This is a genomic window from Lactobacillus sp. W8174 (assembly GCF_016100975.1).
GTDB lineage: Bacteria > Bacillota > Bacilli > Lactobacillales > Lactobacillaceae > Lactobacillus > Lactobacillus juensis.
In genome coordinates this window covers 74,757-87,595 of record NZ_JACFRN010000003.1, presented here as the reverse complement: position 1 = coordinate 87,595, position 12,839 = coordinate 74,757, and the positions used below count along the sequence as shown (strand labels likewise).

Sequence of the window (12,839 nt, the reverse complement as noted above, 5' to 3'; positions counted from 1 at the left end):
CTCCTTTCATAGACTAAGGAGTGTTTAAACTAGCTAAAATTCCTAGTTTAATTCCATAACTCAAATCTTTGCCGGATGTATGACCAATTTCAAGAATGGAATTCAGCTCACTGTCTATATCTTTAAAATTATGGTTTTTAAAGGATTTATATAATTGATAAACTTTGGAATTAACATATCCTTGCGTTGCACAGATTAGATAAGCTTTACTAACGTCTGTAGTAAGCTTTAAATTATTTCTTATTTGTTTAACCAAACTAGATAAATAAGTATTTGCTTTATCGACAAGCAATAGCACAAAAATATATCCACAAAGAATATCATCACCGCTTGGCGTTAATCCCTTTCCTCTACCAAGTAGCCAAGTAACAATTTGCTCTGGATTGAAATCTTTAAATGTAGTCATTTCATCAGAGAATTTTTTTAATAAAGTATTATTAGGAATACCTATTCTTTGATCCACTTTATAATTGTTTAAGACTTCTAAAGTTTTCTTTAGTCCCTTTTCTGGAAAATAATTTAGAGGATTAATTTTCAATTCGACTATATTAAAGTTTTTAACATCGATTCTTTTAATCCCGTCTTGCGTGTAAAAAACTATATTATTATCCAAAAATTTAACTATATTGTTTTCGGTTACACTTTGGATAACTGACTTTAAATTTTTTTCAGAAATATTTATGCCAAAACATGACAGGTAATTATCAAAGCAACTTATATTTATTAATCGCAAACCAACTTGAATATTAAGTGAATGTGCAAAAATTGAATGTACTCTGCCAATTTGACCAAATTTGTTAACAGGATAGATATAACTACTAATTTGAGCAACACATGAATCAGTCAACTGTAATACCTAGAGTTTTAGCATAAGCCTCCAGAGCTTTTTCAAAGCAAGTCAGCGGAGCTTTAACCGTACCAGCACCAATTTGACCGACACCTGGTTTTTTATGTGCAATACCCGTATTAATAATTGGTTCAATCCCAGTTTCCACAACTTTTCTAATATCAATACCTAAATTTGTACCCTTAAAATCCCAGGTTGGGATGGTCCAATTAGGATTATGAGTTGTATTAATTTTTTCCATCGAGTTAGAAATTCTTAATGCGTCTTCAAATCCGCCAGCACCGACAAATCTGGTTACACCAGGAGCTGCTACCATGGCCATGCCACCGACACCAACAGTTTCTGTAATTGAAGAGTCACCAATATCCGGATTCGCATCATCTTCAGAAAATCCTGCAAAGTAAAGACCTTTAGGAGTATTTACAGGTGCCTTAAACCATTGGTCTCCCATACCGGCAATTCTGATACCAAAGTCACGTCCATTTCTAGCCATGGCAGTTACGATAGTTCCTTTTTGGTACTTTCTAGCGGCATCAGCAATTGACTTACCAGTAGCCATCATAATGTTAAGGAAAAACTGGTCAGTATCTGCCAAGAACTTAATTACGTCATACCTGTCTTTTTTACTAATATCTAATTCAGTAATAAGTGGTGCCATTGCACACAAGAAGTTGGCCGAAGCAGCAATATTCCTTTGATGAAATTCATCACCCATTGTAATTGAGCGAGCAATTAAGACATTTAAGTTAAGACCATCATCAGTTTTCTTCAAAGCTTTTGATAAAACCGGGCCTAGAACATCCCTCATCCAAACTAAACGATCAATAACCTCTTGGGAATATGCACCAAATCTTAATACCTTACCAATACCTTCGTTCAAGGTACAATATGCTCTTGTATTGTCCAATCTGTTTTCAACAATAACTACAGGCATATTACCTGAAGTAATGCCTCCCATTGGCCCTACTGCATGAACAGAATGACAAGGCATTAATTTTACTTCTCCATTTTCCAGTAACTTTCGAGCCTCAGATTCATTTTCTGCCCAGCCTTCAAATATAGCTGCACCAACACATGAACCTTGCATTGGACCTGTCATTTCTGTATAGGTAATTGGTGGACCCGCATGTAACAAAGTTTTATTTTCTGTATTTAATTCCGGGATAACTGTCTTAGCTGGAACCACGTCAACTAAGAAAGGCTTAGCATCCTTAAATCTTTGGATTACTTTATCATTATCCCTATCAATTTCATCATCATATTTTTCTAAGGCATCGAGCAACTTGATCATTCGCTTGTTGCCATTAGCACGTGGTTTCCAATTAAATTGAACAGTTTTGCCACCATATTTGACGATTGATTCATTAAAACTACTAATACCTACATTAATTACTCTAGGTTTTGTGGTTAATAATTCTTTTACATTATCATTAACTTTTGGTAAAGCAACCTTTTTACCAGTATAAGGTACGACTTTCTTATCTGGTTCAGATATCTGTATTCCCTTTAATTTCAAAGCTAACTGAACAGCTTTTGCATTACTCTTTTGAACCAAAACTCCATGATTTTTTAAGCGTTCAACTGTTTCGTCATAGTTTTGTGGATCTTTATTAGTTCCTACAACTGTAGCCACAAAGTAAAGTGGTCTGCCTTCTTTCTGAGCCTTGGCTTTTTCTTCATCAATTACAGGAATTAAAGCACCTGCCATGTCATCACTTGCACCATAACCCAAAACAACATCAAGCAAAATAACACCTGTATGTGGATCTTGACAATATTCGCGCATCTTATTAATGCGAACCTCAGGATCAATCATTGGGTGTGGCTTACCTTGGGTATAAACATCATCTCCCAAGTCAATGACATCATATCCATCCGTTTTTAGAATATAACCTTCTTCTTTAGTCAAATGACCTAAGTCAAGTGCTTCAGAAATTAACATGCCGGCTTCATTAGCTAAAGTACCGCCAGAATATAAACCCTTAATAGTTTTATCTTTTGATAAAGTTTTTACATTAGCTGGTAATTCAACTTTTTCAAAATAATTCTCTTTAACTTTTTGACCTGCTGCTAAGTCAACTGCAATTTTTGCTGTCTCTTCCAATGTATGTGCTAAGTACACATTACCCTCATAATGGGTAGGTCTTTCACCTAGAAAGTCTGCAACAACCGGTTTATTACAGCTTTCAAGGATTTCCATAACTTCATCTCTAACTTCCTTTGCAGGTGGCTTAGATATGACACAAATAACATCTGTAGGTTCGTGGTCTTCTAAAGCTGCAATAGCATCCTTAACAGTAATTGCATCTACTTTGTCGCTCAAATCGCGTCCACCAGTACCAATAGCGTGGATAACACCATTGCCCAGTCTGTCTATAATAGTAGTTACTTCTTGAATTCCAGTACCTGATGCTCCGACAATACCAATATTGCCTGGTGATACAACATTAGTAAATGCCAATGGAATACTTGAAATAATTCCTGTGCCACAATCGGGACCCATCATTAAAAGTCCCTTTTTATGAGCCAGCTTTTTTAGTTTGACTTCATCTTCTATAGAGACATTATCTGTGAAAGAGAACACATTTAAATCATGTCTTAAAGCCTTTTCCATTTCTGGAGCACCATACTCTCCAGGAATACTAAATAGGGCTAAATTTGCATCAGGCATTGCCTTTAGAGCATCATCCCAATTATCTACTGATTCAATTTCATTACCTGAATCATCTTTTTTAGTAGAAAGATCTTCAAGAAATGAATGGACTGCTGGTAAAACCTTATCCATAACCTTATCATCATCACTTCTAACAACTATCATTAAGTCATTAGGTGATGCAGCTTCAGCTTCTTCAGTCAATAAATTAGTATTATTTAAAATATCCTTGTTGGCTTCTGTACCCATCATTATTTGACTCATCTGAACTTCAGACAAATCATTAATCTTATTTGTTAATAACATAAGATTAATTGAATCTTGATAGTTATCTTTTAAGATCACCGTCTTAAGCATTTTCATACCTCCAATTTATTTATTAAGTTTTACAATTCACATTGTATGGAAGCTAATAAGCGCTTACAATGGTAAAAAAGTAAAACTATTTAATCTTTTTTTATCCAAATGGATAAAGAAAAATAATTTAAGGAGATTTAGTATGAAACTATACGATCTGTTAGAATTACCTATTTTTAAAGAAAGCAAGCTTCTAACACCAAATTTGAAAAAAAATACTGAGATTAATTCAGTAATGGTATTAGAAGCTTTGGACATAGAAAAATGGTCACGTAAAAATCAAATGATTTTAACATCTTTTTATGCTTTACAGAAATTGTCATATGACGAAGTGAATACTTTTTTTAAAAAGATGGTGAAGATCGGAATTAGCGGCATTATAGTAAAAGTTGATAGACTTATTAAATTGGTACCACGTTGGTTTATAAACTTGTGCTATAAATATAGAATTCCGTTAATCAAAGTTGGTACTGAGTTAAATTATGAAAAAATTTTATTAGCGATATATCAACCAATTTTAAATAATCAATCACTAGTTTTGGAAAACTACTACAAAACAAGACAGAGGTTGATACCTTTAGCTGATAGTTTTGTCTCTTACGAAATTTTACTAAGAGAGTTTAATAATATAACTCACTATCCCTGCTTATTATATTTAGCGTCAAACTCGACCTATTATAGAAGCAAAGACATGCCTAAAAATGTAGTGATTGATGAAGGGAGACCTTATACGGAAGAAGATTCTGAATTTGTCAAAAATAAATATTATTTATTTAGACTTGAATCATTTGATAATTATCAAACATATAATGCTACAAAAATTGAATTTACAAACAACAATACAACTGAAAACAATTCACTGTTAGTAATTCATGATTCTCAAAAATTAAGTGAATCAGATACAATGATTTTCGAAAATTTTATTGATATTATTCAAAATAAATTACAAACAGAGTATGCCCTAAAGCAAAAAGAATATGCTCATTTTAACAACATTGCAGACACTATATTGCAATATCCTGTTTTAGACGACAGAGAACTCGAAACTTTATTAGACGAAGTTAATTTAAACCATTATAAATATTATCAAGCCTGTGCTTTTTTTACTTCAGATTTGAGCAAAATAGAGCTTTATAATATCAGAACAATACTTCAAAATTGTGAAAGATATAGTATTTATTCTGAACATCGTGATTATATAATCATACTTTTTAATATTGAAGCCCTCTCCAATCAGCTAAACTCAGAAACAATTGAAAAGAAATTGTCTAAATATTTTAATCTTCACGCAAATCTTTCAGTTGTTATTAGCTCAGTCAAAACAAGACGCAACATGCAAACTATTTTAGATGAATGCTTAAAAGCCTTGAGTTTCAATTCAAAAATTTTCATTGGTCACGCTTTTTCAATAGAACACTTGGGCATATTTAGATACTTTTTATCAGTTAAAAATCCTAATGCTTTAAACAAATTTATCCCGCAAAACCTGATAGATTTAAAGAAGAAAAATAATGATTTATTTAGAACGCTAAAAGTGTTTTTTGATAGCAACAAAAATTACAAAAAAGCATCTGAAATACTATTTGTACATGAAAAAACAGTGCGTTATAGGATAAAAAAGATTCAAAATTTATTACACATTGATTTTGAAAATCAGATCGACTTGATCAATTATCAAATTTCAACTTATTTACTTAGTATGGAGAAAAATAATGAAACCTAATATTCAAAAATTATCAAATTCAATGCAATACACTATATGGATGCCTGAAAGCCCAGTTTCTAACATCTTAATTTATTTTCACGGAGGTGGTTTAATATATGGAACACGAAACGATATTCCATACGCTTTAACTAGTACTTTCTTAAAAAAGGGGGTTGAAGTTATTGCTCTAGATTACCCATTAGCTCCAAATTCATCCTTAAATACAATTTTAGAAACTTCTTTACAATCATTCTTAGAATTATATCAAACTATAATTAAGCCACAAAATTTCAATTACATGTTATGTGGTCGTTCGGCTGGGGGCTTCATTATGTTCTGGTTAGTTAACCAGATTATCAAACTAAGCACTATTAAAAACCCCACTAAGATTATTAATTTTTATGGCTATTATGATCTCAAAGATAGCAATCGGAGTAAAAAACTAACAGATAAACCTATTTCAAAAGATTTAATTCTCTCAATAAATACAACTAACTTTATTCATGATGACTCGGCTTTGTCCAGATATCCCCTATACTTATATTTAGTAGAAAAATGCGAGTTGCAAAAAGCTTATGATATCAAGGAAAACGAAGTTAGCAAATATTCAATTACTAAAGAGGAGTTAAAAAAATTTCCTCCTATCTTTTCCGCTGCCAGTATATCAGACAAAGAAGTTCCCTTTAAGTACAGCAAATCATTAAAAGCTCTCTCCCCAAATAATGTTTTTTACCCGCTTTATTACTTAGATCACGATTTTTTAAAAGAGGTAGACAATCCTCAAGTACAAAAAGTATTACAAAATTTAGAAAATTGGATTTAATAAGCTCACTAATAAAAGTCAAAATTATAATTTTTCAGACTTTCACTTCTTTAAATCTTGATTCAGGGACAGAAAACTATTTGTTTTAATCTAACAGTATAATTAGCTGCGTAATCAATTCATTATTTCCTATGACCAACACTTATATTGGTAAGGATATCAAATAGATTCAGGAATATTAACTTCTATAAGAATTTAGTATTGCTGTAAAAATGAAAAACCTGTATATATTAAATAGTCTGACGAACTTCATGCTAAAAAAAGCACCAAGCATTTTAATAGCCTGGTACGCAAATTATGTTAAATTCTAATCATTTTTATCTTCAACTTTGTAAAATTTAACTCGATTAATTAAATAGTCAAGTAAGAACACACAGATTAAATTTAAGACAATAATCAAGAGTATCAATAACGGGTGGTCTTCTTGCTCATCTGTCATATTCAATAAATATAAAGTTTCAAAACTAATAGGTGCACCTTGTAATACCATACAGTAAATTAAATCATTTTCGACTTGGTCAATAAATGTATCTTCTTTTACTTCAAACCAAGCTGTAGCAATTATTGTCATGATAAACGCACTAATTGACCATATTAAGTTAAAATTCGGCTTATTGGAGAAAAAAAGCGCCATTCCAAATGAACATAACAATAGTAAAGCGGCTCTTGCTAATTTCATTTTCATCTCATTTCCTATAACCTTTCTTTTTTGAATTTTTTAATTATTGTATAATTTATAATTATAAATGAAATATAAAGATAATCAATAGTCTAATCAGTAATTGCAGTTAAATCATAAAAAATGCTGCGCTTATTTCCTGATATTTAGCAATAGATTTAATTTAATTTAATTTTAATTAATCACTTTACATCTTAATAGTTATGTACTAACCTATAAGTTATTATTATCATAGATATAACTAAAGTTTTAAGTTAAATTAAAACTGCTTTTTGTATCTGAAAAAATTCAGAGAGACATAAAAAAGTTAGTATCTGTGAAAAATTTAATATTGCTTTGTGCATAATAAATCTTGGTAATATCATGATTGGAGCTATTAATAATGATCAAAAACCAGACTACGATGAAAGAACAACTGCTAATAGATCATGGCTATAAATATTTATGGTTTATTGTATTAGGCGCATTCTTATTGGTTTTAATCTTACCGTTTTTCAAATCTGTTGATTTAAGCGTTTGCGCCTTAGGTCTTCTACTATCAGCTTTGGCGGAAGTATTGACAACATTTTTTCAACACAAACATATTACCTTTATTATAAGTTTGGTTTTAGGTTGGCTATTAGCTCTAATAATTGGTGTTATTCTGTTTTTTTATATTATGTGGGCTTCAGGCAACATGCTTTTCGTTAAATAATAAATTTAAATAAATATCGCCACAAAAAAGAAAGAACACAAAAACAGGCAAACCATTCAATTTGTGGTTTGCCCGCTTTTTAGTTGATGCTCAAATAGCAGTGTCCGCTTAATTCATCATCTAGCTAATCAATCTGTTATATTATTCTTTTAGTGTTCCGGTAATTAAAATTAATGAGGCTAGACTTTAAAAGCCCCGTCTTAATCATCGTGTTCTTTGTGCCATTCTTTAATTTGTTCCAGCCTCTTTTTAAAACGGTCTTCATGACCCTGCGAGGTTGGCAAATAATATTCGTGTCCCTCTAAACTCGGTGGCATAGTTTTCATTGTCGTTAACTTGTCTTTAGCATAATGCGCGAGCTGGTAACCTTTACCATAGCCCAAATCTTTCATTAACTTAGTCGGAGCGTTGCGAATCTGCAAAGGTACTGGTTCATCAATAGTCTTCTTAACATCTTCTTCAGCGGCTAATCTAGCCTTATAAACTGCGTTTGATTTCGGAGCAAGTGACAGATAAATCACAGCTTCTGTCAAATGCACATCACATTCCGGCATCCCTATAAATTGGCAAGCCTGAAAGACGTTGACCGCCACATTCAGCGCATTAGTATCTGCCAAGCCAATATCTTCGCTGGCAAAGCGCACTAGTCTACGTGCAATATAAAGCGGATCTTCTCCCCCTTCAAGCATCCGCGACAGCCAATAAATTGCCGCGTCAACATCGCTGTTACGCATTGATTTATGCAAAGCGGAGATGATATTGTAGTGTTCTTCTCCGTCTTTATCATACAGGACCGACTTTTGGGTAATTAATTGTCCCAGACTTTCCATAGTCACAGCAATCGTATTACCAGTTTTATGACCGTTTAAAACTGCCATCTCCAGCGTATTTAAAGCTGTTCTGGCGTCACCGTTGGCAAATTTGGCAATGGCTTTAATCTCCTGTTCACTGATTTTGACGGTTAACTTGCCAAAACCGTTAGGGTTGTGCAGAGCGTTTTGCAATAACTTAATAATATCTTTGACTTCAAGCGGTTTTAGGACAAAAACCTTGCAGCGTGAAAGCAGCGCCGAGTTAATTTCAAAGGAAGGATTTTCGGTCGTAGCACCAATTAAAATGATGCTGCCACGTTCAACGTAGGGTAAAAAAGCATCTTGTTGTGCTTTATTAAAACGATGGATTTCATCTACAAATACCAGCGTTTTTTGCCCCACTTCGTGTTCAGCTTCAGCCTGCTTCATAATTTTGCGGATTTTAGTAATGCTGCTGTCAACCGCACTAAAATTAAAAAAGCTCGCTTGACTCTGCCGGGCAATTATTTCAGCCAAAGTCGTTTTGCCGACTCCCGGTGGTCCCCAAAAAATCATTGAGGAAACCTGGTCATTATCAATGATTTCTCGCAAAATTTTTCCCTGTCCCAGCAGCTGTTCTTGTCCTACAAACTGAGCTAGATTTTGGGGACGTACGCGGTTAGCCAAAGGTTCATTTTGCCCACTGTTTGCAAATAATGATTCTTGCTTCATCATTACATCTTCTTTATTTACTTCTAGATACTTACTAACCTAATTATACAAGTATTTGTCCGCTAGCAAAAATAAATGAACGTCTGTTTGCTCTGATTTTAATAACTAGTTTGCGTTATAATTATATTGATTATAAAGTCACATATAATGAGGTGAAGATATGAAATTTTTCAAGAAAATTGGTCTTGGCTTAGCCGCAACCGTGTTGACAATTAGTCCGCTGCTGCCAAGTCTAAATCATATTCAAACAGTGCAAGCTGCGCCAAAAACACAAAAACTAGCTAAAAACAGAATTACTTTAGTCAATGACGCACCCGTATATAATCAATATGGTCAAAGACTTAAAGCAAGAAAAAACGGGAATTATTCTGTAATTGAAGCAGATGTTAATGGTTTCTGCTATGTTTCTTCTTTTGATGTCGACTCCTTAGATTATTACGGCACAATAATGATTAATGGGCAAAAATACTATAAAATTGGTCAAGGAGAATATATTAATGACGGTGATGTCAATAACGTTAACGGCAAGAGCTCTAAGACCGGTAAGCTGGTTTTGAATCACAGATCTGCGATCTATACTAAAACCGGTAAACTAAAAGGCAAGACTCTACCAGTTAAATCAGTCGTTAACTATCAGGGTCAGGTTAAGCAAACTCAATCCAAGCAAAAATATTACTTTGCAAAATTTAACGTTTCTGAGCAAAAGGCAACCTTTTATTATTTGCCGACAGAAACAGTTAATGGTAAAGACTGTTATGCAATAGGGAAAAATCGTTATATTAGAGCAAATAACGTTGACAGCATAGATGGGTATCCTCTTATGTATAATGGCGTTACCTATGCCACTGTTCTCAAAAATACGACAACTCAAACATTAACCAATGATTCTACTAAACACGTTCTAAAAAAGGACCAAAAAATTAAAGTTGATTTAGCGGTCCAGCCTTGGGCAGAAGACTTTGAAGGCTATATCTATCGCCTGCACGATTATCCTAACGAATATGTTGGTCAAAATTACATTAAATTGAGAAACTATTTGCCAACATCAAGTTACGATGAACTTACATTCACCTATGTAAGACCTAATACTACGACAAATACTAAATTCTATAATTTTGACGGTACTCCAACAGGTATCAGTTACAGGAACCGTAAGCAAAGCCCCTTGACCGTTGATGGTCTTTATTACTTATGGGTACCTAGCGAAAACAAAGCAGAACTGTTTTATCACTTTTTAACCTACAGAATAGACAGAAACTATTTTGTTAATAACGACGGTACTGACCTTAAAAAACCAGAGTTTGACAAAAACAATAAACTGATTGAATCGACAGAAGATAAGATTCGCTATACTAACAGCTTTGTCAAAGCTAGTGATGTTACTTTTGCCAGTGGAATTAAACTTACCCCTCTCAATACTGCTAAAGACGCTGAGAACGATCAGAAAGTAGCAACAGATAAGGATAAGCAAGAATTGCAAAGAAAATTTGTGGAAAATAAGAATAACAAGAATGTTAAGTGTGAGCAACAAAGTGCAGTAAGTAATTATAATAATGCTTTGATGATTGCTTCTGCTATTTTACAATCTCCAAAAGCAACGATTGCTCAAGTAAAACAGGCAATTTGGCTACTTGACACAACCAAAATTCAATTAAGTACTTTAAACTTCGCTGAATGGAGTTAAATTAAAAAATAGAGTTAATCCACCAAACAAGAGTGGTTTAACTCTATTTTTATTGCTTAATTTGAAAACTAACTAAATCATGCGAAAATATTGAAAGCCACGCAAAAGTTCTAACAATTTATATAATAAAACAATTTCAGACATCAGTTTAGGGTACAATGATATTAACATAAGCGTTTTTTGTGAGGTCATAAAATGAAATTTTTCAAGAAAGTTGGCATTGGCTTAACAGCCCTGGCTTTATCCACCACTCAATTTTTGCCATATACCGCTAACCCCCAAACAGTAGAAGCAGCTCAGAAAGCCAAAGGAAAAGTCACACTGCTTGAGAGTGATTATGTTTACAACCCGTCAGGCCATAAAATAAAATTGAAGCAAAATCGGGGTACACATAGCTATAACATTCCTAACGGCTTTAGCGCTGATCCCAAGGGCTATTTAACTACAGAAATGATAGTTTATGATGATGACAGTAGAACCAGTTATCCCTACTACGGCACTAAAAAAATTAACGGACAAAAGTTTTACCACTTGGGACATAACTATTACATTAATAGTGCTAATGTTTTAAAAGTCAATGGGCGCAATATCACACAAGGTAAATTGACTATCAAACACGATGTACTGATTTACACCAAGACTGGCAAAACAACGGGAAAGAAACTAAGAACTAATACAGTTGTTAAGTACCAGGGAAAAGCTAAGACTGCTACCAAAGCACCCAAATATTTTTACTACCTTAATGATGTCGCAAGGTACTTCCAGCCCAAATACGTACCTACCCACAAAATAAAAGGAAAATATTTTTACTCTTTAGGACATAATAGTTACATTAAAGCAGCTAACGTCGGCTATATTAACGGTCACATCGCTCGCTACAACGGCGTTTCGTCAGCGACTGTTCTTAAGAACACCGCTAGCATAACGGTAAATTATTCTGCCGTTAAACGTAAACTGAAAAAAGGACAGAAGATTAAACTTGATTTAACTGTTATTCCTTACCAAAATGATGGCTTTGAGGGTTATCTTTACAGACTGCACGACTATCCGGATGAATACGTTGATGAGGACAATGTTAAATTGAAAAAGAATTTGCCTATCATTGACTACCGCGACTTAGTTTATACTTACGTTACGCCAGTGACAGACAACAGCGTTGAACTTTATGACACATCTGGCAAGACAATTGGTAAACGTATTATAAAGCCGCAATACAGTAATCTAACAGTTGATGGCTTAATGTATCTCTGGGTACCTGAGGAAAATAAGGCGGAACTGTTTTATCATTGTTTAAATTACAGTGACGCTAGTGTGATTGATGCCAACCAACCAAACTCGGTGCCAAATTCAGAACCAACTTACCCTGCAAAAAAGCAAGCATTAATCTATGGCAATAACTTTATTAAGGTGAACGATGTGAAATACGTCAGCGGGTTAAAGCTAAAAGCACTGAATACGATTGAGCAGGCTGAAAATGGGCAAAAGATTGCGACAGGAGCTGACAAGCAGGAGCTGCTCACACTTTTTAACGAGGGAAAAGATCTAGCTCAAAATAGCGCTTATGATAATCTCATGTCTAATTATGATTGCGCCTTAAGAAACGCTTCTGCTATTTTAAGGTCTGATAAGGCAACTGTCACGCAAGTAGATGAAGCTGTCTGGTATGTTAAAACCGCTAAAAAGCAGCTGACAACTATGTCTACTCCTCCCGGTGATTAAATGGCTACTGGTCAGAGCAATATTAGTTTTACAAAAATAGTCCAAGCAAATATAATAGACAATATGTAGAGCCTGGCAAAAACGAGACTATCAGTTTAATGCTGATTTATTAGTTATTTAAAAATAGCTATCAACTGACAAAACGTGATGACCAG

General features: G+C 33.7%; 9 protein-coding genes. 5 read left to right on the top strand and 4 right to left on the bottom strand.

Annotation, left to right across the window (positions count from 1 at the left end):
• Positions 1 to 13: 13 nt before the first annotated feature.
• Positions 14 to 847, bottom strand: coding sequence for a DUF2877 domain-containing protein (locus tag H3U49_RS05125; protein ID WP_198180194.1), 834 nt, complete (start codon positions 845 to 847; stop codon positions 14 to 16).
• The gene (fdrA, locus tag H3U49_RS05120) at positions 840 to 3,857 is read right to left on the bottom strand and encodes a DUF1116 domain-containing protein (RefSeq protein ID WP_198180192.1); all 3,018 of its coding nucleotides are present in this window, start codon (positions 3,855 to 3,857) and stop codon (positions 840 to 842) included. Before fdrA ends, H3U49_RS05125 begins: the two co-directional genes overlap by 8 nt.
• Positions 3,858 to 3,999: 142 nt before the next feature.
• Here fdrA and H3U49_RS05115 point away from each other — a divergent pair, with 142 nt between their 5' ends.
• Both H3U49_RS05115 and H3U49_RS05110 read left to right on the top strand, forming a co-directional pair.
• Positions 4,000 to 5,580, top strand: a complete 1,581-nt coding sequence (locus H3U49_RS05115; protein ID WP_198180191.1) for a PucR family transcriptional regulator — start codon at positions 4,000 to 4,002, stop codon at positions 5,578 to 5,580.
• Complete coding sequence (locus tag H3U49_RS05110; protein WP_198180190.1) at positions 5,570 to 6,385, top strand: alpha/beta hydrolase; 816 nt, start codon at positions 5,570 to 5,572, stop codon at positions 6,383 to 6,385. Before H3U49_RS05115 ends, H3U49_RS05110 begins: the two co-directional genes overlap by 11 nt.
• 307 nt (positions 6,386 to 6,692) lie before the next feature.
• Here the strand turns inward: H3U49_RS05110 and H3U49_RS05105 are convergent, their stop codons facing one another.
• A complete protein-coding gene (locus H3U49_RS05105; RefSeq protein ID WP_198180189.1) occupies positions 6,693 to 7,064 on the bottom strand; it encodes a hypothetical protein in 372 nt (123 codons plus the stop codon).
• A gap of 382 nt (positions 7,065 to 7,446) precedes the next feature.
• Here H3U49_RS05105 and H3U49_RS05100 point away from each other — a divergent pair, with 382 nt between their 5' ends.
• Positions 7,447 to 7,758, top strand: coding sequence for a hypothetical protein (locus H3U49_RS05100; RefSeq protein WP_198180188.1), 312 nt, complete (start codon positions 7,447 to 7,449; stop codon positions 7,756 to 7,758).
• 200 nt (positions 7,759 to 7,958) lie between these two features.
• Here the strand turns inward: H3U49_RS05100 and H3U49_RS05095 are convergent, their stop codons facing one another.
• Complete coding sequence (locus H3U49_RS05095; protein ID WP_198180497.1) at positions 7,959 to 9,281, bottom strand: replication-associated recombination protein A; 1,323 nt, start codon at positions 9,279 to 9,281, stop codon at positions 7,959 to 7,961.
• A gap of 160 nt (positions 9,282 to 9,441) precedes the next feature.
• On the opposite strand from H3U49_RS05095, the gene H3U49_RS05090 reads away from it, so the two are divergent.
• Together H3U49_RS05090 and H3U49_RS05085 are read left to right on the top strand one after the other, a co-directional pair.
• Positions 9,442 to 10,965 (top strand): SLAP domain-containing protein, encoded by a 1,524-nt coding sequence (locus H3U49_RS05090; RefSeq protein WP_198180187.1) that lies wholly within the window; start codon positions 9,442 to 9,444, stop codon positions 10,963 to 10,965.
• 195 nt (positions 10,966 to 11,160) lie between these two features.
• A complete protein-coding gene (locus H3U49_RS05085) occupies positions 11,161 to 12,684 on the top strand; it encodes an SLAP domain-containing protein (protein ID WP_198180185.1) in 1,524 nt (507 codons plus the stop codon).
• Positions 12,685 to 12,839: the final 155 nt, after the last annotated feature.

Coding starts and splice junctions, on each gene's coding strand:
- H3U49_RS05105 (WP_198180189.1), bottom strand. CDS start 7,064: ATGAAATTAGCAAGAGCCGCTTTACTATTGTTATGTTCATTTGGAATG.
- H3U49_RS05085 (WP_198180185.1), top strand. CDS start 11,161: ATGAAATTTTTCAAGAAAGTTGGCATTGGCTTAACAGCCCTGGCTTTA.
- H3U49_RS05115 (WP_198180191.1), top strand. CDS start 4,000: ATGAAACTATACGATCTGTTAGAATTACCTATTTTTAAAGAAAGCAAG.
- H3U49_RS05110 (WP_198180190.1), top strand. CDS start 5,570: ATGAAACCTAATATTCAAAAATTATCAAATTCAATGCAATACACTATA.
- H3U49_RS05095 (WP_198180497.1), bottom strand. CDS start 9,281: ATGAAGCAAGAATCATTATTTGCAAACAGTGGGCAAAATGAACCTTTG.
- H3U49_RS05090 (WP_198180187.1), top strand. CDS start 9,442: ATGAAATTTTTCAAGAAAATTGGTCTTGGCTTAGCCGCAACCGTGTTG.
- fdrA (WP_198180192.1), bottom strand. CDS start 3,857: ATGCTTAAGACGGTGATCTTAAAAGATAACTATCAAGATTCAATTAAT.
- H3U49_RS05100 (WP_198180188.1), top strand. CDS start 7,447: ATGATCAAAAACCAGACTACGATGAAAGAACAACTGCTAATAGATCAT.